17 protein-coding genes are annotated in these 21,910 nt (G+C 43.0%); 6 read left to right on the top strand and 11 right to left on the bottom strand.

The window, feature by feature from the left end; genetic code table 11:
• Nucleotides 1–57 precede the first annotated feature (57 nt).
• The 5 genes from ACED59_RS12615 to ACED59_RS12595 form a co-directional block, all read right to left on the bottom strand.
• A complete protein-coding gene (locus ACED59_RS12615) occupies nucleotides 58–912 on the bottom strand; it encodes a MurR/RpiR family transcriptional regulator (RefSeq protein WP_004734686.1) in 855 nt (284 codons plus the stop codon).
• 359 nt (nucleotides 913–1,271) lie between these two features.
• Entirely contained in the window at nucleotides 1,272–2,915 is a 1,644-nt protein-coding gene (gene panP / locus ACED59_RS12610) for a pyridoxal-dependent aspartate 1-decarboxylase PanP (RefSeq protein ID WP_017096719.1), read from the bottom strand.
• A gap of 118 nt (nucleotides 2,916–3,033) precedes the next feature.
• Entirely contained in the window at nucleotides 3,034–3,561 is a 528-nt protein-coding gene (locus ACED59_RS12605; RefSeq protein WP_009847065.1) for a hypothetical protein, read from the bottom strand.
• Between the two features lie 174 nt (nucleotides 3,562–3,735).
• Nucleotides 3,736–4,641 carry a lysine exporter LysO family protein gene (locus ACED59_RS12600; protein WP_017096720.1) on the bottom strand — a complete coding sequence of 302 codons (906 nt, stop codon included), beginning with the start codon at nucleotides 4,639–4,641 and terminating at the stop codon, nucleotides 3,736–3,738.
• Nucleotides 4,642–4,695: 54 nt separating this feature from the next.
• Nucleotides 4,696–5,616 (bottom strand): HDOD domain-containing protein, encoded by a 921-nt coding sequence (locus ACED59_RS12595; protein WP_017096721.1) that lies wholly within the window; start codon nucleotides 5,614–5,616, stop codon nucleotides 4,696–4,698.
• Nucleotides 5,617–5,971: 355 nt separating this feature from the next.
• Between ACED59_RS12595 and ACED59_RS12590 the strand changes: the two genes are divergently transcribed.
• Nucleotides 5,972–6,553 (top strand): TfoX/Sxy family DNA transformation protein, encoded by a 582-nt coding sequence (locus ACED59_RS12590; protein WP_009847061.1) that lies wholly within the window; start codon nucleotides 5,972–5,974, stop codon nucleotides 6,551–6,553.
• Between the two features lie 125 nt (nucleotides 6,554–6,678).
• Here ACED59_RS12590 and ACED59_RS12585 read toward each other — a convergent pair whose 3' ends face one another.
• The 3 genes from ACED59_RS12585 to ACED59_RS12575 form a co-directional block, all read right to left on the bottom strand.
• Nucleotides 6,679–7,233 carry a hypothetical protein gene (locus ACED59_RS12585; protein ID WP_009847060.1) on the bottom strand — a complete coding sequence of 185 codons (555 nt, stop codon included), beginning with the start codon at nucleotides 7,231–7,233 and terminating at the stop codon, nucleotides 6,679–6,681.
• Nucleotides 7,234–7,592: 359 nt separating this feature from the next.
• On the bottom strand, nucleotides 7,593–8,090 hold the full coding sequence (locus ACED59_RS12580; protein ID WP_017096722.1) for a response regulator: 498 nt from the start codon (nucleotides 8,088–8,090) through the stop codon (nucleotides 7,593–7,595).
• On the bottom strand, nucleotides 8,083–10,026 hold the full coding sequence (locus ACED59_RS12575; RefSeq protein ID WP_371704921.1) for an ATP-binding protein: 1,944 nt from the start codon (nucleotides 10,024–10,026) through the stop codon (nucleotides 8,083–8,085). The genes ACED59_RS12580 and ACED59_RS12575 overlap by 8 nt, the downstream gene beginning before the upstream one ends.
• A 182-nt stretch (nucleotides 10,027–10,208) precedes the next feature.
• Between ACED59_RS12575 and ACED59_RS12570 the strand changes: the two genes are divergently transcribed.
• From ACED59_RS12570 to ACED59_RS12560, 3 genes are all read left to right on the top strand, one after another.
• The gene (locus ACED59_RS12570; RefSeq protein ID WP_017096724.1) at nucleotides 10,209–11,471 is read left to right on the top strand and encodes a DUF945 family protein; all 1,263 of its coding nucleotides are present in this window, start codon (nucleotides 10,209–10,211) and stop codon (nucleotides 11,469–11,471) included.
• A gap of 163 nt (nucleotides 11,472–11,634) precedes the next feature.
• Nucleotides 11,635–12,729, top strand: a complete 1,095-nt coding sequence (serC, locus tag ACED59_RS12565) for a 3-phosphoserine/phosphohydroxythreonine transaminase (RefSeq protein WP_029223782.1) — start codon at nucleotides 11,635–11,637, stop codon at nucleotides 12,727–12,729.
• 66 nt (nucleotides 12,730–12,795) lie between these two features.
• Nucleotides 12,796–13,488, top strand: coding sequence for an MOSC domain-containing protein (locus tag ACED59_RS12560; protein WP_029223783.1), 693 nt, complete (start codon nucleotides 12,796–12,798; stop codon nucleotides 13,486–13,488).
• Nucleotides 13,489–13,647: 159 nt separating this feature from the next.
• Here ACED59_RS12560 and ACED59_RS12555 read toward each other — a convergent pair whose 3' ends face one another.
• Both ACED59_RS12555 and ACED59_RS12550 read right to left on the bottom strand, forming a co-directional pair.
• On the bottom strand, nucleotides 13,648–14,364 hold the full coding sequence (locus ACED59_RS12555; RefSeq protein ID WP_012604226.1) for a 3'-5' exonuclease: 717 nt from the start codon (nucleotides 14,362–14,364) through the stop codon (nucleotides 13,648–13,650).
• 5 nt (nucleotides 14,365–14,369) lie between these two features.
• The gene (locus tag ACED59_RS12550; protein ID WP_009847053.1) at nucleotides 14,370–16,259 is read right to left on the bottom strand and encodes a DUF294 nucleotidyltransferase-like domain-containing protein; all 1,890 of its coding nucleotides are present in this window, start codon (nucleotides 16,257–16,259) and stop codon (nucleotides 14,370–14,372) included.
• Between the two features lie 150 nt (nucleotides 16,260–16,409).
• Here ACED59_RS12550 and ACED59_RS12545 point away from each other — a divergent pair, with 150 nt between their 5' ends.
• The gene (locus tag ACED59_RS12545) at nucleotides 16,410–17,051 is read left to right on the top strand and encodes an outer membrane beta-barrel protein (RefSeq protein ID WP_029223784.1); all 642 of its coding nucleotides are present in this window, start codon (nucleotides 16,410–16,412) and stop codon (nucleotides 17,049–17,051) included.
• A gap of 122 nt (nucleotides 17,052–17,173) precedes the next feature.
• Here ACED59_RS12545 and ACED59_RS12540 read toward each other — a convergent pair whose 3' ends face one another.
• A complete protein-coding gene (locus ACED59_RS12540) occupies nucleotides 17,174–18,364 on the bottom strand; it encodes an amino acid aminotransferase (protein WP_017096727.1) in 1,191 nt (396 codons plus the stop codon).
• 261 nt (nucleotides 18,365–18,625) lie between these two features.
• On the opposite strand from ACED59_RS12540, the gene ACED59_RS12535 reads away from it, so the two are divergent.
• On the top strand, nucleotides 18,626–21,772 hold the full coding sequence (locus tag ACED59_RS12535) for an Ig-like domain-containing protein (RefSeq protein WP_371704922.1): 3,147 nt from the start codon (nucleotides 18,626–18,628) through the stop codon (nucleotides 21,770–21,772).
• Nucleotides 21,773–21,910 lie beyond the last annotated feature (138 nt).

Raw genomic sequence — 21,910 nt, 5'->3', positions numbered from 1 at the left:
AAACGGAGCTCTAGGCTCCGTTTTTCAATTGAATTCTTAAGCTCACATCTTAACAGATTAGAACTGAGAGTACTTTTCGTAACGTGAATCACGAAGTGACTCTTTTACTCGTTTCAGGTTCTCTCGGAAGCCAGAACCACGACGAAGCGTAAAGCCTGTTGCTAACACATCGATAACCGTCATCTGAACAACACGACTTGCCATTGGCATGTAAACGTCAGTGTCTTCCGGTACATCCAATGAGATAGACAGAGAACTCGCTTTATCTAGCGGAGAGTCTTTTGCTGTGATAGCGATAACTGTCGCGCCGTTTTCACGAGCTAAGTTCGCAATCTCTACTTGGCTTTTAGTGCGGCCAGTGTGAGAGATCAGAACAATGACATCGTTATCACTGCAGTTAATGCAGCTCATGCGTTGCATCACGATGTCTTCGAAACAAGTGATTGGGATATTGAAACGAATGAATTTGTTTTGAGCATCTTTGGCTACAGCAGAAGAGGCACCCAGTCCGAAGAACGAAATGCGTTTTGCTTGTGTCAGTAAGTCAACCGCTCGGTTTACTTGCATCGCGTCTAAACTGTTTTTAGCAACATCTAGACAAGCCATAGTTGATTCAAAAATCTTATGCGTGTAAGCATCTGGGCCGTCATCTTCTTCAACATTACGGTTCACGTAAGGTGTGCCGTTCGCCAAGCTTTGGGCTAGGTGAAGTTTAAAGTCAGGGAAGCCCTTTGTGTCTAAACGACGACAGAAGCGGTTAACTGTAGGCTCACTCACGTCAGCCATTTTCGCTAAGGTAGCAATGCTAGAATGAATTGCAGTTTGAGGGGAAGCCATGATTACTTCGGCTACCTTACGCTCAGACTTGCTGAAATTTTCCAGGTTTTTTTGTATTTTTTCTAATGTATTCATAGTGTTCACAAGGGTATAGAGAACAACTTGCTAGTTAATATCTTTTACCAGGGGGTATGGCTGAAACAAATATAAGAAAATACAAAACCAAACTTATATTCGGTATTGTAAATTCTACTGCATCAAATAGATATCAAGCTAACTAGCACCATAGAGTCAGTATAAACCCAAGATACTATTCACTAATACAAAAACACGGCATCAATGCTTAAGAATATGACAAACCTCAACAAAATTTTAGAAAACTACAGAATTGGAAGAGGATTAGAGCAAAAAGAATGCAAATTGAGTATGAACTGACAGCTAAGTTACATCAAAAAGAAAGAAATTTTCAATTTGATGCAACTAAAATTGAATGGCTAGGCGTTGATTAGCTTAACCAATTTGGTGATTTTACTCATCAAATTGGGTGCTAGTTTAGAGATTTCACGCTGTTCTTCAAGCACTGAAGAGAGAATATCGTTGCCCGTCAGTGGATTTGCTAATACTACACGGAAAACGATGATTGGCTGATGCGCCCATATTTCGGGGTTTAAGCGCGTTCGCGATACGAAAGACTTGCCCGTTTCACGTTGCTTCTTCTGAATAAACTTGGTCAGTTCATTCAGTAGCTCATTCAGTTCAACACGCTCTGGTGCTTTAGCCTTGAGTAGTGCTGCTTTAACTGATTCAGGCACATAGCGATAGGTCAGTAGGCAAAGCTCAGGCTCTGAAACCAGTTCGAAGTCGTTTTGACTTTTAATCAGGTCAGCAAAGTAGCGCGCTTTATTGATGCTCTGGTCGATTAGCAGTTCATACCCAGGGCGACTGATGATGTGCATTGAGGCGTAGACTAACATTGCCATACCTGAACGAGAGCCTTCTAACGTATGGCTACCTAAGTCTTTTGAGCCTTTGCGAAGGATGTATTGAGCGTGATGTTCGATTGCGGTCATCGCATCTGGCTTCTTAAACAAAACCATGCCAGCACCCATAGGGATATAAAGCTGTTTATGTGCATCAATCGTAACTGAATCAGCCAATTCAATACCATCAAGTAGGTGACGATGGTTGTTCGACATTAGAGTCGCACCTCCCCAAGCGGCATCAACATGGAAATGACAATCGGATTCAGCACACACTTCTGCAATGTCTCTTAGAGGGTCGATATTACCGGTTTCGGTTGTACCAGCCACACCAATGACAGCGAAAGGCTTTATCTTATTCTGCTTGAGCTGTTCAATCTTGAGTCTTAGGTCGTCCGTACAAATGCGGTTGTCGTTATCTGTTTTAACAGACACTAGACCTTCTTGACCAATACCAAGGACATCCGCTGCTTTTTTCAGAGAGTAGTGACCACGTTCAGAAACCAAGATAGCAAGGCCTTCGTAGCCGTAGTGCTTCATGGCTTTAAACAAGCCTTCTTTTTCCACACCTTTGAACGAACCTTGTGCTTTTAGCGCGTTGTTACGTGCAACCCAAAGCGCTGTTATGTTCGCGATGGTACCGCCAGAACAAAACGCTCCTAAAGAGTGGTTGGCACTGTGCATCCAGCGAGAATAAAACTGGTCGCTATCCTGATATATCAGGCGATGTAACATACCCAGAACTTGACGTTCTAAGGGAGTGAAAGCTTTTGAGGTCTCGATTTTTACTAGATTCTGATTTAGCGCAATCATGATTTTAGACAGCGGCATCAGGAAATAGGGTAGCGCAGACGTCATGTGACCAATAAAACTTGGCGACGACGTATGTACAGAATGAGATACAAGAGAATCGAGGAGATGCTCGGTATGTTCTGAAACAAACTCAGGCTGCTCTGGGATATGAGCATTCGAAAAATCTTTCTCAATCTCACGTAATGGCTTTTCTTCAGCCACAATGTGTTCACGTAAGAATTGATTCAGGTTTCGTGAAAGTTTGTCTTCGATTTGAGTGAGTGTTGAGTCTGGGCCTTCTGGTACTGTAAAGATACGTAGAAGACTGTCAAAGCTAACATCTGCTGTTTTTTGTTCCGTAACCATAGCAAGCGAGTTATTTTTCTTATATTGACGCGAGCGGGATAATCTAAACGAAAACGGGAACAATGTCCCGTCTTAATTATGAAATCCAACTTCCCATAAAAGCATAGTAAATTAAGGGTTATTTACACTTGATCGCTTCTAGTTTGGCGATCGACTGGTTGTAACGCTGCAGTGCTGTATCGATTTGCTTAGGGTGACTAAGCAGCTCAGCAAAGGCGGAACGTAGCTCGTAGTTTTGAGCGTGAGGTGTTGATTGGCGGTCGTCGAACGTTGTTTTCGCAATTCTACCAAGTTCATCATCACGTGTTGATAACGTCTTAATGTCGTGTTGTTCCAGTTGCAGCCAGCCTTCTACCGGTTGCTCTGTTGCCACTTTGCTTGAATCGTTCACAAGGTAGTAGTTTACCGCAGCGCGATTAAGCTCGAAGTGGTGCTTACGACCTTCTAGGAACCACTCGCTTACTTCTGTCAATTCTGGGTATTGCTCAGAAGTTAATGTAGCGAGGTCAGCATACCAACCTAAAGAGGCGTCGATGTACGCATCATATTTTTTTGCTTGGCACTGATTTGTCTCAGACATTGAATCTGCTGCAAAAGAGAAAGTCGAAGTTGAAGCTAGCAGTAATGCGACGCAAAGGCGTTTCATAGCGGTTCCTTTTGTAAGTTTATTCTTTTTATAACGTTGTCGTTACAGATTACCGTGATCATTATTTGTTGAGCAATGACACTTAGTGTCTTTTTATTTCGGTAACTGTATCGGTGTCTTGGGCATCGGTATTCGAGTTGCATTCTAATCTAAAACAAACGCTATTCCTGCGATCTAGTTAGCAAGAGATACAAAGAACAACATCAAAATCGGGACAAGCAAGCTGAGGATAAAGCCACTGACTATGGCGACTGGCACGCACCGAACGCCACCTGTGGTTTGAATGACAGGTAATGTGAAATCCATCGCTGTTGCGCCTGCATAACCAATCGATGTGCATGGGTAGCTTCGGATCAGCACAGGAATAAGTATTAAAGCAACTAACTCTCTTAACAGCTCAAGCATGAAAGAAGCGCCACCATAAATAGGACCAAAGGCGTCGCCCATCAAGATACCGGCTAAAGAATACCAGCCAAACCCTGAAGACATTGCCAAGGCTCTGAACAAAGGAATATCAAGGATATAAGACGCAATAATACCACCAAGCATTGAGGTGGTGATGATTGCGATTGCGATTACCATACCGTGCTTGTTGAGTAAGATTTGACGAAGTGTTAGTCCGCTATTGCGTAACTGAATGCCAATAAAGAACAGTAGAACAAACAGAATCCATTCACTCGCGGTATCAACCCAATCAAGTCCAATAGGCAGAACTAAACCCGCAATAAGGCCGGAACCGACCACTAAGATGAGTTTGGCAGACTCCATCGCCATAGAAGACAGGGGGAGTTTCTTATTACAGCTGTCTGTCTGGAGTGGCAGTAACTTATCAATAGCAGGTAGCGCCATTAGATTACAAACGCTTAAGCAGACGAAGAAAGTGGCCGTGTATAGAAGAATTGTCTGCAGGTTACTGCCTAGGTTATCGAGTGCGGCTAAGCTAAGTCCCATTAACGCGAGAATCACGTAGATCAACCGCGAAGTAGAGCGGTTGATAAATTCTAGCGTCTGAGCGTTCGAAATTGAAAAAAGATACCCCACGACGAGTGGCGCAAATATAAAGATCATCCCTGTAAACATGCTTTCCCCATTGCATTGACTTCATATTGCATTTACTAGCAATTTAACAGTAACTTAGAAGCCGCTAGTATTGATCACGTCACTTAGCTTTGCATTAAAATCCTGTTTGCTCAAGTTGCTTAATTTATAAAGTACTTCCGCTCCTGTCACGTTTAGTTCTACTTCGTGCTCATCAATGTTCTCATCCTTGTTTCTAAACATCAGTAGGTGGTTAGCTATTCGCGCAATATCAAGGTAAGACACCTCGCGCTCTTCGTGATTATTAATGGTGTTGCTGCACACATCGATAAAGTCGCTGTCGAAACCCCAGCGTCTAAGGACCAACTTACTGGTTGCTGAACATTGGCCTTGGAATATTTGCAGTGCGATGTCGTGATCTAAATAGTTCCCGTTGTCTAGGTAGAGGTGATATTCACTAACCAAACAGAACAAGCCAATGTCTGCAAGTAACCCAACAAGTAGTGACTTTTCATGCTCTAGATAACGGTATTCGGTAGGGGATAGTTCTTTAAATAGGTTAGTGACTAACACCATAGTTGCGGCGAGTTCTTTTGATACAGAAGCGCTCTGAACCAATAGCTCGTTGCACTCTTTACTCAAATTGACGGAATGTTTAAGTTGTTCAATAGCCTGAGCCGTGACAATGTCACGCACTCTCAATATACCAAGACGCGATACGGCCGTCATAACATCGACACAAGTAATATTGCGTCTGTTGAAGACAACTGAGTTAGCAACTCTGATCACGATTGCTGTCAGCCCTGGGTCTTCAAGTAAGCACTCGGCAACTTCGGCGACGCCTGTTGGTTCAAGAGTACATAGCTTTTGAATTTTAAGTACAACCTCAGGAATCGGAGGAAGAGTTATTTTTCCCGCTGAGATGGAATGTCCAACAAGTTGGGCAAACTCGGATTCTAGGCCCTTAAGGAGAAGAGCTTTATTTTGTGGTAGCCAGAAAAATGATAAATGATTCATATTAAGAGTAAGAACATGTATGTCGTACCATTTTACAAGCCGCGATGCTGCGAGGCAATACTCATCGAACCACATAAGCTTTGATAACTTGAACGGGGGTATCACTAAGAATTAAATTCTTGGCGTGATTTGATAGTTTAATGTGATGTAAATCATTAAAAGCAAGGATATTCAACTGATTGATGTGAGCTGCGCCCTGACTTATTTTTCTTTTCGAAGTATCATTTATTTCAAAGGTGACAAACGAAACCATAATATTCACCTAAACATTAAATAGATTTAAAATTTTTCGCATAAAAAGCTGCTTGTCTGGCGATCAACCTAATCGGGGTAATTTGATTAAGGATCAACGGATATGACCGAGACAGCATTTATTAATTACGTGAATCAATTTGGTGAACATCAAAAGCGCTCTATGTTTGGAGGTATTGGCCTCTTTCAAAATGACGCTATGTTCGCTTTGTTGAGTGAAGATTGTGTATTCATTCGAGGTGGGAAGTTATTAGATAAAAAGCTGACGGGGCTTGATTGTGAAAAGTATCGTCACGTAAAAAAGCAGACGACAGCAACCGTGAATTACTACGACATCACGGATCTCTTTACGTCTGAGCATCCTGAATTGGATAGTATTATTCGTACTTCAATCGATAATTCAATTCAGCAGCGTAGCTTCAAAAAATCATCTGCTAGCCGTAGATTAAGGGATTTGCCTAACATGCAACTGACGTTAGAACGCATGGTTAAAAAGGCTGGAGTGGATGATGTTTCAATGTTTATGCAGTTGGGTGCATCTGAAGTGTTTAATAAGGTTCGCGAAGCGTACGGAAACGATGTTGACCTAAAATTACTTTGGAAGTTTGCGGGTGCAATTGATGGTATTCACTGGAAACTATTACAAGAGCCACGCAAGCAGCAATTATTAAAGAGCTGCCACTAAAGATATCGCCTGTATATGCATAAGATTACTGTTTATATATAAAAACCGAGGGATTTCCTCGGTTTTTTGTTTCTATCTAGCCCGTTTTAAAGGCTAAGCCCATATGAAGAGCTTTCTCGTTTTACTTAAAGCTTGAAACGAGTCGTGAACATTAACTGATCACCGTAGAAATCATTGATACGAACTTCTGCACCTAGAGAGAATAGTTCTGTAGAGTGGAAACGCACGTAAGCAGAACCGATCCAATCATCTTTATCATCGATAGAAACGTAACCGCCTTTGCCGCCAACTTCTAGTTGTGGGCCAAGCCATTGACGAACACCAACGTTGAATTCCATACCAACATCAGGAGAGCTTTTCGCTGCTGGTTGAACTATACGAGCTAGCATTTCACCCGTTAGATCTGCCCAGTTGTTAATTGGAGCGTGGAAACCAAGACCTACAGCAGAGTCGTAATCGCCTTCAAATTCTGAATCGATACGCGCTACTGCGTGAGCATTCGGGTGGATTGACTTACTGAACGCACCACCAAATGTAATTGGGCTCGCACCGATACGAGCGTCAAAGTAATCGTAGCTAAAGTTGCTCATTACTTGTGCTTGTTCATTTGGTTGTCCATCGACAGCTAGTGCTTGGCTAGAAGCCAATAGCATAGCGGTAGTAAGTAGAATTTTGCGCATAACGACCGTAAACCTTTATTAGTGTTGATCCCTTTGGTTTGATAAAAAATAGCCAAACCATAAACATTGAGACAGTTTAATCTAACTCGCGGAAAAGTAACCCATAAAAATGCTATTCATTTGTCATTTAGCTAAAAAACAAGCAAGTAAAGTACTGCTCTGTTACAGAGATCTCATGTTTTAGGGTTATTTAACAAAATCTAGTATCCATTCACTTGTTATCGATAACTATTAGATACACTTAATTTACTCGCTGTTATACAAAATACACTTAGTGTCAAAGATGCATCGCGACTAACTAATCGCTATTCATCATCTAATCACTATTCAGCAAACAACCTCTATTTACCAACCTATCGCTATTCACTGAAACTAGTTCGCTTGTCTGACATTGAGGTCAGTATTCGCTCAGTATCTAAAATGGAAGTCCAGTTTAACAACTGCTTGTCGTTTGCAATGACATAGTCTGTCAGTTGTTGAGTAATCGTGTCTCTAAGTTGATCGCCTTGCCAAGGTTTTGAAATATAAAAATCAAGCGCCGCGTTGTTAATTGCTGTGACGGTATCTTCTAGCCCAGCTTGCCCGGTGAGCAGCAGCTTGCGTGTTGGCTTTGTAGAGTCGTGCTGGTTAAGTTCGATAAGAAAATCGATACCCGTTTTGTCAGGCATGATGTGGTCACACAAGATTAAGGCGAGTTTAATACCTTCCTGTCCCATTTCTTTAATCACTTGCTTAGCTTCATCGACCGATTCGGCTCCTTCAACAATAAAATTGTCTTCAAATGGTGCTAAATCTTGAAGGACACTGTTGAGAACCTCTGGCTCATCATCGACACATAAAATTAGGTACTTATTCATGAGGTGCTCCTTCTTGTTTGAATGGAAGCCACACTTGCATGTGTGTATGGCTGCCTACCTCAGACTCCACCAAAATAAAACCTTGATGAGCCGAAACGATTTGTTGAGAAATGGATAACCCAATCCCTAAACCGAAGTTGCCTTCTTTTTTGGTCGTGAAGTTTGGGTTGAAAATAGTGTTGATGTCTTCTTTGGCGATACCGTGTCCAGTGTCCGATATTTGCACTACAAGAAACGTGTCGTCACCTTTAGTTTCTTGAGACGTGGTGATAGAGACTTTGCCTCGCTCTGAAAGAGCATCAAGTGCATTAGAGAGAAGGTTGGTCCACACTTGTTGCAGCGAGAGCGACTGGCACAATAGAAGCGGCAAGTCGGTGTCGTAGTGTTTTTCAAGTTGGTGATGTTTGAGCCTGTTTTCAAAGATCACTAACGTATCTTCAAGCCCTTCGTGGATATCTGTGTAGTGGCGGACCTCTTCATCTTCTCGGGCATAGCTTTTTAGGCTTTTGACCATATCGGCAATACGTTTGCTGCAAACTTGAATTGAGCGGATAGAGTTTCCAACATAGTGATAATGCTCTAAGTCATTGAGCAGCTCTTTGCCTGCGACAGGGGAGTCTTTTAAGGTATCTAAAACCGCAGAGTCTTGGCTCAGGTTCAGTCTTACGGCTTTTTTAGCTAGCGCGCGGTCATCGATAGTAGAGGTGAGGTGTTTTACAATTTGTCTTTCTTGAGCTGTTGATAGTGGCTTCGCCATTTTTGACTGTGCTAATACATCCGTCCCTTTATTGGATTCTGGGAGTGCCGAGTTCTCGAGTATTTGATCGAGATGTTCAGACAAGGTTTCAATGCTTCGCAAGATCGCTGCAATCGGGTTGTTCAACTCATGTGCAACACCCGCCACGAGTTGGCCGAGCATCGCCATCTTCTCTTTCTCTATCAATTGTTGATGTGCAGATTCCAACGATTCTAGCGTTTGCTGAAGCTGGATCTTATTGTTGATGCTTCTTTGTAATCGTCGGTTAAAGTGACGGAGTAGTAGATTGGTAAACAGCGGCAGCAGAGTGTTGTTTGAATGCATCACCTGAGCAAAGCTATCTTTATCCAGTTTGATGACTTGGGTCTGAGTCAGAGTAATCGCAGTAGAGAACGAAGGCTCACCCGTCACGAATGACATCCCTCCGACAATATTGCCCTTAGAGTGACGCACAACTTCGCGTTGCTGCCCCAGTTCATCTTTTTTATAGAGCGCCGCTTCACCTTCAATAATTAACCAAAGAAAGCGATTATCTTCGCCCTCAACCGTCAGCAGATGCTCTGGTGAATAATCACGAATGGCCTTGGTTTTATCATCTTTTGAAAAGACATCCTGCAGAGCACTGACGACACGCTCAGCAAGGGCATTGTCAGAAAGCTGGTGGTAATCGTGAATGAAACCCGATTGGAAAGAGTGAATCTTTTGTTCAATGTGCGCTCTGAGTAAGCGCTGTTGATCCAATGCATCGCTGTAAGAGAGCAGGTTTTCTGAGTCGTATTGGATGACAAAAGACGTTAGCTCTTTTTGCGCTGATTTGAATAGAACCTGATCTTGAACTGGCTTGGTTAGACAGTGGTTGAGCCTGCCTTCATTTACAGCGGTTAGAATGGATTGAATGTCTGACGAAGCGCTGACTAATATCGTTCTTGCGGTATTACTATGGGGCAGCTGTTCGAGTTCAATCAGAAATTGCACGCCATTAAATTCAGAATGATGATGAGTGATCACCAAGGCTACAGTTTGGTTGTGATCATGAATATCTTCTAATGTGTGATGCGCGTCTTCTATGTTCTCGGCAGTATAAATATCGAATACAGAAGCCAACGGAGCCAGCTCCGAACGTATTCTTTCAATGCTAACCGGATTATTGTCCAAACAGATAACAGCGTATTGATTCACAGCTCAACCTTAATAGTAGCGATGTCTCTAGCCTAGCAAGAACCGCCGAATAAGGATGAGAGCTAGCCGTTAATTTATTGAGGCAATCGAAGTATCGAGCAATAGACTGATTTAACTCAATGTTTCTTGTTTGCTACTGATGGGTTAGACTAAAAAAACAGACACGTGTAGAAAGAGAACTCATGGAACAGTTAAGAAAAATTGGTGCAATTGGCGGCGCAATCTCATTGGCACTTTGTTGGCCACTAGCGGTTGGCCAAATTGGACAAAATGCCATTACCGATGGTGTTGCAAAGCTTAACAATTCAAGCATTCAAGCGGAGATCGTGGAGTACGATAGAGGTTACCTGTCTTCTAACGTAACTACTCGCCTAACTGTGACCGATGAAAACCTGAAAGAACAACTCGCGATTGATGGGCTGCCGAGTGAGTTTGTCATCAATAGTGCGGTTAGCCACGGTTTGGTGAGCCTGAATGCACTGTCGACGTTTGATAATACTGATATTCTGCCTCTAACTCTGACAACTAGCACTGAGCTAAACGGCAACACGGACTTTAACTTCGAGTTAAGCCAGTTCAATCATCAAGGTTCTGATGAGAATGGTACTTCGGTATCAATCACGAAATCGAATCTGTCTGGCCATGCCACTGTTTTAGGGCAAGTTGATTACGAGCTTTCAATCCCTTCAGTTCAAATTGATTTTGAAACCGGTGAAGAGGTAACACTGTCAAACCTAAAAGGTGTAGGTTCAGGTCAACAAGCGAAAGGCTACTGGTTAGGTTCTCAGAATTTTACTATCGATAGCTTCTTGGTTACAGACTCTGCAATGCAGCCTTTCATGACCATTGAAAACTCTAAGTACGATTTTGAATCACATCTAGATGAAGCGACTAAGCGTCTGCGCAGCAACCTTAAGCTGGATATCGCAAACATCGAGACCAGTGAAGGCCAGTTGAACAACCTAAACGTCGATTTCGAAATGTCGAAATTGGATAGCGAATCGTTTGAGAAAATCTTTGAGATTTACCAATCTAATCCAGTAATGACGCAAGAAGACGTTGCCGAGATCATTCCATTTATCGATATCCTGTTTGCTAAAGGCTTCGACCTTTCAATGAACAATATGTCGTTAGATCTAGGTAAGGGTCAATTCGAATCTAAGTGGTTAGTGAGCGTACCGGAAGGAACCGAAAACATCAGCAGTAATCCTTCGATGATCATGCCGGCATTAACGGGTAACGTTCACTCTAGCTTCTCAAATGAGCTTGTTGAAGAGTACCCATTCATCCGTGAAGGTATCGATGAATTGCTTGTGATGGAAATGATCAAGGAAACAGAAAGTGGTTATGAAATCAGCGCTGACTTAGAAAATGGAAACCTAGTGTTCGAAAATGGACAAGAAATTCCATTAATCGCTCTACTTATGCCGGTTTTTGTTCAATAAACAGAACAGGCTTGAATACTGATAGGGTGATTTAGCAGGTTAAGCTTAAACATTTTATACGGTACAAAACAAAAGAGGTCTTAAGACCTCTTTTGTTGTTTTTATGTTGGGTAAAACATGGTATTACTTGCATAGTTATTATTTAGCAGGAGCAATCATCCCCATGGAACTTACATTAGATAACGTATTCAACTTCAGTGCTGGCCCAGCTGCACTGCCTAAACCGGTAATGAAACAAGCGCAGGCGGACTTTATTGATTGGAATGGTTTAGGGACTTCCGTGATGGAAATCAGCCATCGCAGCAAGGAATTTATTCAAGTTGCTGACGAGTCCGAACAGGACCTACGTGATCTTCTGAACATCCCAGACAACTACAAAGTTCTTTTTTGTCAGGGGGGCGCTCGTGCTCAATTCGCTGCTGTTCCTCTAAACCTTTTAGGTGACGCGACGAAAGCGACTTACATTGATGCGGGTTACTGGGCAGAAAGTGCAGTGACTGAAGCGAGCAAATATTGCGAAATCGATGTATTCAACGCCAAGACGTCAATTGATGGCAAAGCAGCGGTTGTTCCAGCTAAAGATTGGAAAATCGACCCGGAAGCGGCGTATGTACATTTCTGTCCAAATGAGACCATCGATGGTATTGAAATCAGTGAGCTTCCTCAAACGGATAAGCCAATCGTAGCGGATATGTCATCTAACATTCTGTCTCGTAAGATCGATGTGTCTCAGTACGGTGTTATCTACGCTGGCGCTCAAAAGAATATAGGCCCCGCTGGTATTTGCATTGCTATCGTGCGTGATGATCTGCTAGAGCTAGCAAACGACGTATTGCCGAGCATTCTTAACTACAAAGTACTTGCTGAAAAAGACTCAATGTTCAACACACCGCCAACGTACGCTTGGTACCTATCAGGCCTTGTATTCAAGTGGTTGAAAGCTCAAGGTGGTGTTGAAGCGATGGAATTAGTGAACAAAGAGAAAGCTGCGCTGCTTTATAATGCGATTGATAGCTCAGCTTTCTACAGAAACGATGTTCATACAGTAAACCGTTCAAGAATGAACGTGCCATTCCAATTAGCGAAACCAGAGCTAGATGCTAAGTTTTTAGAGTTGGCTGATGCTGCTGGTCTGAAATCACTAAAAGGTCACAGAGCGGTAGGTGGGATGCGAGCATCACTATACAACGCAATGTCTTTGGAAGGTGTGCAAGTATTAGTCAACTTCATGAAAGACTTTGAAGAGAAATACGCTTAATTAAGGCGTATTTCACAATAAGAGGAGCGAAAGCTCCTCTTTTTTTACTTGCTGAAAAGGAAGGGTATGAAGAAGTTAGGTACAGTAAACAGTGTTTTGGGCGGTAAGATCGTTGCTTTTGCTCACGGTACACAGAGTGCAATCAATAAGCAGGTTTTATCTGAGCGCCAATACGCCACTGAGCTTGGATTTATTAACGATGAGCAAGGCGACCCTCGCTTTCATGGCGGTATTCAGAAAGCCCTTCATATTTATCCAAGTGAGCACTATCCGGTTTGGCAGCAAGAACTGGGCGACAAAGACATCTTCCAATCTGCAGGCGCATTTGGCGAGAACCTGAGCTCAAGCGGGATCACGGAACAATCCATTTGCTTGAAAGATAAGGTTCGCATCGGATCTACTTTATTGGAAGTCTCACAGGGGCGCATGCCTTGTTGGAAGCTCAATGTACGATTCGATCAAAATGATATGGCAAGAAGGCTACAAGATACCCTTCGAACTGGCTGGTACTTCCGTGTTTTGGAAGAGGGTGATATCGGCTCCGGTGACGAGATTACCCTGTGTGAAAGACCTTACCCAGAATGGCCGTTAAGCCGGGTTATGGGGGCGGTGTTCACGGGTTGTTTGGATAAACAAGAGCTTAGAGAATTGGCGGAGCTGCCTTTAGTGGAATCTTGGGGCACGCTTGTAGAACGTCGACTTGAAACTGGCGAAGTTGAAGATTGGGAAATGAGATTGGTTGGCCCGACAGCCGAGTAGACTTTCTCTTCAGGCGCAAAAAAAAATCATGCGAAAAAGAAAAACGCTCACAATCTAGATGATGTGAGCGTTTTTAATTTTGAAGTGTGCACTATTAACTATTAGTCAGTAGCTAACAGTTAAATCGCTTTATACGCGTTTAAATGGTGTTTAATTTAGCTATAACCAGAAATCTTTAACAGGCATATCAGGGCTAAAATGGTGCGCAATCTGTGCTTGTAGAAGCTCCGCTGTCGCAATCGCATCAGTTAACGCATGATGCGGAGTATAGTCAGGCAAGTGGTATCTACGACGGCTCTGACCAAGCCTTACTGACGCAGGCTTCTTACCTTTTAGCTTATTCCATAGACCGCCGGCCAGTTTGTTTTGGATTTGAGATTCAATCTCGAGCGTGTCGAGGACTGGAAACTCAATTCCTTCACCTAATCTGACCTTCAACGCGTTATCCAAGAAATCACGCTCGATGCGGCGATAATGAACGACTGGGATATGGCCGCCCATTGACTCTAAGATCTCATCTAATACTTCACTTAAGTCTGGCGCATCAATGATGTCGTTGTGAGTGATGCCATGGATAACAACCGAGTCTTCTTCCAATTTCTGCTTTGGTCTCAGGGTCCAGTGCTTGGCTTGTCTTAGGTAGATTCGATTTAGCGTAAACGGAACTAGACCAATGGTAATGATGCCATCTTTGTTTGGGTTTAAACCCGTTGTCTCAAAGTCGACAGCTAAGAAAGTCACTTCTGATAATGGCGTATCAGGTGCAGGAAGAGGCTGGCTATAAAATTGCTTTAAGCGCTCGTCTCTCGCTCGTTCCAATTTCTGAGCAAACTTAAATGGCCAATCGACTGCAGGTGATCTGAATAGTTTGTTCATAGCGCCTACTTAAACTTATTGCTGGCTTGATAACGGAACTTAAGAAAGTTCTGTGCATTGCTTAATATTTGGAATGCATCCTTTAGATTACGTCGCTCGAAGTCAGACAAGTTCTCTGGCTCAATGTTGTTATCAGGCTCAATGTTGTTGTCGACATCGTGGGCTTGGTGGCGAATACGAACTAAAGAGATGAATTCCATCGCATCTTTCAAGTCTTGAGCTCGACCTTTTGGCAAAATACCTGCGTCGATAATGTCGTCTAAACGTTCGAATGAGTTCTTAGAGCGAGATGCGACTGCTAAAGAGTGAACGCGGATTAGATCGGCAAGTGGTGCGGTACCACGACGTTTAAGGTTGATCGAGTTGTTATGACGACCATCTTTCTCCATTACGAAATCTTTAAAGAAACCCAGAGGCGGTGTTCGGTTGAGTGCGTTGCGAGCAAGACACGCCAAGAAACGGTTGTTCTTACGCGCACGTCTTACAATAAAGCTATTTAACTGTTCTGCCCATTTTAAGCGGCCATAAACACCATCTAAATCAAAGAAGATAGAGGCGTTCAGTAGTGCTTTCGGGTTTGGATCATCAATCCAATCAGCGAAGCATTCTTCCCATTGTCGACGTGTCATACGCCAAGTTGGGTTAGTGGCCATGATGTCACCGGTACAGTACACATAGCCACATTGGTCTAAGCCATCACAAATGAAGGTCGACAGCTCTTCAAAGTACTTACCGTGCTTTTTCTCATCGTAGGTATCATCAAGAATAATGGCGTTATCTTGGTCAGTAACGAGCAGCTGCTCATCACGCCCCATCGAGCCGAGCGCGAGGAAACAATAAGGGATCGGCGCTTTACCGAGTTTATCTTCGGCTAGTTCAATAATTCGTTGTTTAAAGCTACGGCCAATTACCGACATTGCGGTACCCACCATGTGGGCGTTGGCGTCTTCGTTAACCAAGCGCACAAAGCTGTCTTTTACTTGCTCAGAAAGGACTTTAAGATCTTCGATGCTTTGCTGTTGGAAGATGCTGCTTACCAATAACAGCGAGTTTTGAGATTCGTAACGTACAATATCGGTCGCTTCAATAATACCAATAGGCTTCTTATCTTTTAGTACTGGTAGGTGATGCACGTTGTAGCGAAGCATGGTCATCATGGCTTCGTAGACATAGGCATTATGATCGAGCGAGATAACCTCTGCTGTCATTACACTTGATACTTCATCCGATGGATCGAGTCCTTCTGCTAAAACTCGGGTACACAGATCACGGTCGGTAATGATGCCAATAACGGGCGTCGAATCGTCTTCATCATCTTCAACAATATCCGGGTCGATGATCAGCAAAGATGAAACATTATCTTGTGCCATCATGGTAGCAGCTTGTTGGATGGTTCGTGTTTTTTCGATCATTGGCGCTTCGCTAGTCAGCAGCGTCTTTACCTTTGACGTGGTTAGATCGTTAGCGTCGTTGCTGTCTGAGTTAGCCTGACGCAGTCGCGCATTATCTTCTACTTCGACAAAGTCAGCGAATGAATCATAGTTGTCGTAGAGTTCTTGGAAAATAGGTTCAGGGATACAGTAGAGTAGGGTGTCTTCTGTTGCTTTTACCGGGAAGCGAACTTTATTGTTGGTGAGTAGCCCCATTTGGCCAAATAAGTGTCCCTCATCCAGCCGGTTATAGAGCTCACCTTTACGACGATAGACTTCTACTTCGCCGCTTCGAACAATGTAAAGGTCGTTAATCTGATCACCAAAGTGAATGATAGGGGTATCTTGGCGGTAATAAGAAATTTCGACGCTACTGGTCACTTTCGCCAACATCTCCTCTGGGAGTTCTGTGAAAGGGGGGTATTGTGCCAGAAAGTTTTGAATCTCTAATAACTCAGCATCCATAATGATCATCCATTGGTTTGTATGATTTCATGGTACAACATTTGATAATATTTTGCCGTCACAAATCAATCTGTGAGCTAAAACCTTTTTAAAGTCTTAGGGATAGACTAATCTTTCAAATAATAGGGTGACAGTTAAAGGATGATAGGAATGCCGAAGTGGAAACTTAGTTTAGTGTCTGCAATTTTTATGTTTTCTTCAAGTTCGTGGGCCGAAACTCACAGTGTGGATATTCTTGATTATGACCATATATACGCCACCGCTCATTCGGGAAGTTTGAATGAAGATGCAGGCAGCAATAACAATGCATCATCCTATGGATTAGGTATTAGCTATGCGATAACGGATGATTGGCTATTGTTGGGTGACTACAGTGCTCGTTTCATTCACCCAGATGAATCAACAACTCGAATGGATACCCTTATGCCGGGCATTGGGTACCGTTACAGTATTAAGCGAGATCTAGATATAGTGGCTTACTACCTGCTTGGTATTACTAAGGGGGAAGTCGAAGATAATGGAACTAACATTACTCGCTCGTCTGACACGGAGTTTATCCAAGGAATAAAAGCGGAACTCAACTATGGCTTTGCGAAACGTTGGATAGCGAACGGCAGTGTACAAGTGAATCGCAGTGACTTGTTTGACGAGGAAGTCTACCACCTAGGTTTACGCTATTTAGTGACCAACAAATTTGCGATTGGTGGCTCTTACCAACACAGAAATGGCGAAGGTAAGATTCGTAGTGAACGCACTAACGAGCTAGGTGTAGAGTTCTTCCTAGAGTATTAGTTAGCGATATATAGACTAAGCGTCTTAAAAACTGACATATAAAGGAGGCAGACACAAAAAAGCCAGCTTAATAGCTGGCTTTTGCATATCTATTGGTCTGCAAGTGCAGGTTTCTTTTTCGATTAAAGAACCGCAGCGATGCCTTTACATAGAGGACCCATATTTGACTTCGTCATGCCCGCTACGCTGATACGGCCAGAGCCGACAATGTAGATTGCGAATTCGTCTTTCAGGCGAGTTACTTGCTCTTTGCTTAAACCAGAGAAAGAGAACATGCCGTTTTGGCGCTCGATGAATGTGAAGTCTGCATCAACACCTTCAGATTTCAGTGTCGTTACGAATAGCTCGCGCATCTCTTGGATACGGTCACGCATTTCTGCTACTTCTGCTTCCCATTCTGCACGTAGATCAGCATCACCAAGGATGTGAGTAACGACAGCACTGCCGTGCGCTGGTGGGTTAGAGTAGATAGAGCGGATGATGCTCTTAACTTGAGAGAACGCTGTTGTTGCTACGTCTGCAGATTCTGCAACCAATGTGAATGCACCAACACGCTCGTTGTACAAACCGAAGTTCTTAGAGAACGAGCTAGCAACAAGAATCTCTTTGTTGTATTTAGCAAAAATGCGCAGGCCAGCTGCATCTTCTTCAACACCTTTAGCAAAACCTTGGTAGGCAAAATCGAATAGAGGAAGCAGTTTCTTCTCAGCAACTAACTTAGCAAGTACTTCCCACTCTTCAGTTGTTGGGTCGATGCCTGTTGGGTTATGACAGCAGCCGTGAAGAAGAACGATGTCGCCTTCAGAAGCTTTCTCTAGGTCAGCAACCATGCCTGCGAAGTCTTTGTCTTTGGTTTCAGCGTTGTAGTAGCTGTATTGAGCTGTTTCGATACCGGCAGCAGCGAAAACGCCGTTGTGGTTAGCCCAAGTTGGGTTACTGATCCAGATTTTCACGTCACCCAGTTGGCGCTTGATGAATTCACCCGCTACGCGAAGTGCACCTGTACCACCTGGAGCTTGTGCTGTTTTAGCGCGTTGAGACGTTACGATCTCTGCATCTGAACCGAAAAGCAGTTTCTGAACCGCTAGACCGTATTCAGCGGTACCTTCAATCGTTAGGTAAGATTTGGTTTTTTCGTTTTCAAGAAGTGCAGCTTCTGCTTTCTTTACTGTTTTAAGTACTGGCGTTTGACCATCTTCATTTTTGTAGATGCCAACACCAAGGTTAATTTTCTCTTCACGAGAGTCTTTTTTAAATTCTTCAGTAAGGCCGAGAATAGGATCGGCGGGAGCTGCTAACACTTTTTCAAACATAATCTTCATCCATGTCAATTGAGAGGGAGGTAATAATAACTCCGGTATTTATACCTTTCATGCAAGGTTGTTACAACTCAAAACCTAGAATTTATTAAAACGATTTATAACCAACAGCTTCGAAAATTTGATTTATGGAATTTTTCGGCATTTCCATTTGAAATGACTGTGCGTCGATGCGGTTTTGTTTAACGTAATTCATTGCTAACAATGTTGTTTTTGTTCATGTTTAGGGCGGTAAACATGAAGGAACTCTTTAGAATGAAGAAAACACTGAGTCTGTTTTTCGTGGCTTTAGCAGTGGTCACTGCTGGGGGCTGTAAAGATAGCAAAAATGAAGGCCATAAACCTATGGTCTATAAGCCAACGAAAGCATCACCGTCAGAGCTTTCTGTTGAAATTATTGTTAATGGAAAAAAGCGTACGTTAGAGCTGAATCGTTACTCTATTCGTGAGCCCGATATGAAAGTATATCTATGGGATCATCGTATTAACGGGAACGCCCCTTCGAGTACTATTAAAACTCCGGACATTCGTGTTTACCGAGGCGTTGATACGAGTGATGAGAATACTCAAGTTATAGCGGCTCTTACCACTAAAAATAAATTATATGTAACTGCTTTTCGTGGTAGCCACCGAGTTTGGTCGATCAAGGATGCAGCGGTAACTGGTGGTAAATCAGCGGGTACTATCCAACCGTTGAAGTCTAGCTTTTCTTCTGTGTCTCGACAAAACAGTATATTAGATGCGGTTCAGAAGTCGATTAAGCCAATAGACAAAAATCCGGATAACCCAGTTTCGGGTCTAGACAATATCTTACCAACAAATATGTCAGACATTAAACTGAGTAAGATAAATGCATTTGTTCAAATTAGTTACCAGACTTTTAAAGAGCAAGCTGACGGTAACTTTGATGATGCTATGGTTTTAGCTGATTACTACATAAACTTAGTGGACTATGTGTATAGTCGTGATGCGTTAATTCGATTCTCTATGCAAGATGTTCTTATTGAAACATGGGGGCATTTAAGGAGTCACTACAATAACTGTATAAAGAGTAGCAGTCACGATAGATGTAAAGACTGGGGTTACCAAAATGAGAATACCTCAATTAAAAACGCAACACGACGTTGGGTGGATGCCCAAAGAAAAACGCGCCATTGGGATGTTCGACATCGCATGATTGATTTGGTAGGCAGTGGGGTTGTTGGTGTGAACTGGGGATCTTATGTTCGCTCGATGGGTCAATTGATTCAAGCGGATGGTGTTGTTTTACACGAAACCTCACACTATTTAGGTACGGGGCACCATACTGGTGGCGAGGAAGAAACCTCACAAGGTGGTGAAGCGCACGTGGGAGATATTGGTTTTGTCGGTTACAAAAACCGTGTAGCCAGACAAGCGATTGTTGGCCCTGCTGATTACCCGTTACCCCCATCGGCTAAAATTGATCACTTTGGTGTGTTGCGTGATACAGCGAAAACATTAGATGTGTTGAAAAATGACTTTGATGCAAATGGTGATTCGATATCGATAAATAAAGTGGACTCGCTTACCGTTCAAGGCGGTCAAGTTAAGATCGTCGGAGATAAACTGGTCTATACCCCACCGAAAGGGTTTGTGGGAGAAGATTCGTTCTTTTATCAAATCACTGACTCAACTAAGCATCATGGAAAACAATTGTATGATCGTGAAGAGGTTCATTTAAGAGTAACAAGCCTTGGTTTGTACGCTAGATTCGGATTTGAAAGCGCGATTGAAGATTTTTGGATTCCTAATGAACAGACCGGACTAGCAAGTCAGCTTCATGTTAGTCGTGATTGGCGTTCAGGGAAGGATGTTTGGGTTGATTACTCACAATCAGTGACTAACGATTCCTATGGAAAGACATTAACGCTGGGCGCTCATGAAGCGGTAAGGTCAATCAAAAGCAAATACGATGTACCTGAGTCGTTTAAATATAATACTCATTACGGTCATGCATTTGATCTCGGTGATGATAGCTTCACGGTTTCATTGAAAGTGAAAGTTGGAACTAGACTTCCTCATGACATTAATTTGGTTAACCGTGGAATGGAGAGAGAAGGCTACCACTTACGACTACTGAAAGATGGAAAACTAAAGTGGTACATGAAGTCTCGTCAATACGCTATGCATAAAGGCGGTACTGATTACCGCATTGTAACAATGACGACGGAGTCATTGTTACCTGCTGATAGCGCATGGCATGCAATTGCTGTGCGAGTTGACCGAACAACGAATCAAGCAAGCTTATGGGTTGATGGGGTTAAACAGTCGCTTGTCGATGAAGCGCAAAATGAGGTTAATCTTCCTAAAGGTTATGCTGGTTTATGGGGCGGAGGTAGCCGAAGAGCGTCAAGTATCAGTCAAGGTTTGACTATCGGGCAAGCATGGTGGGATACGGACGAAGTACACAAGCAGGAGTTACAAAAAAGCCAGAGCCGCTATTTGCGTATCGATAACGTAGAGTTGAGGTCATTTGCACTTACAGATGATCAGATATCAAAATTGACCAACAACAATTATGTGTATCCTTATGCACCGCGTCCATATAATGGTGAAGGCATTGCTTTCTCAGGAAGCAAAACACTGAGCTGGAAATTGTCTAAGTCATCGGCTTACAAGTTAATGATTAGCCGTGATGGAAACTCTTGGTCTACTGAAAAAATTGGTAATGGTAGTTCGGGTTCACATACTGTCGCGCTCAATGCCTCCGATGAGGCGCTTTATTGGCGTGTCGACGTGAACGGTTCTGTCGGCGAAGTGTGGTCGGTTCGAAATAATCTAGTTAATGGTCGTCAAGAAATCGCATTCAGTCACTCTGAAATTAGTAACGGTGCCGCAATACCTGATTGTGAAGTCAAATCAGGTGTAACCTGCTTATTTGGTTGGCCAGCAACGCAAAATGGTTATAACGACTTATATGGTAATACTTGGACAATTGACAACGGCGGGACTACTAACTGGGAAGGCCATATATATCTTGGTGGTAAACAAAAAACGTTGAGCTTACAAGTTGATACTCCAACCGGTGAGTGGTCTGGTGTTCGTTTTCGAGCAGCTGCGGCGGGCAAAGGTTGGACCGGTGCGGACGATTACCCTTCAGGTACACTGAAGCTGTATGCAAATGGGAAGGAAGTATGGAAAGCTTATAATATCGGTGATGAGGTTTGGACTAAAGCAGGTACAGAGTGGGCGTCACTGCCTTTTATCGGTACTTACTCAGTAAGTGTACCTCGTAAAGTGAAATCTGATATGTATGGCGTTCACTTTATTGATCTCCCTGCAAATGTCACACAGCTCAAATGGGAATATGAAAGCTCACGCTTAGATAGCAAAGGAATGACCCCCGGAGCCGTTATAGGAGGCGTACAACTAATAAGGTAGTACTTTTCTTTTAAACTTTAATAGCCCAGCGTATTTGTACGCTGGGCTTTTTTATTTACATAGTTAAATCACGCTCCCTTTTGAAAGACAGTCCTTTGATAGGCTGTACGTTGGCGTTGTTTTGTTCAACGTAATTCA

It is taken from the genome of Vibrio sp. FF266 (assembly GCF_041439695.1).
Lineage (GTDB): Bacteria > Pseudomonadota > Gammaproteobacteria > Enterobacterales > Vibrionaceae > Vibrio > Vibrio tasmaniensis_A.
This window is presented reverse-complemented; position numbering and strand designations above follow the sequence as displayed.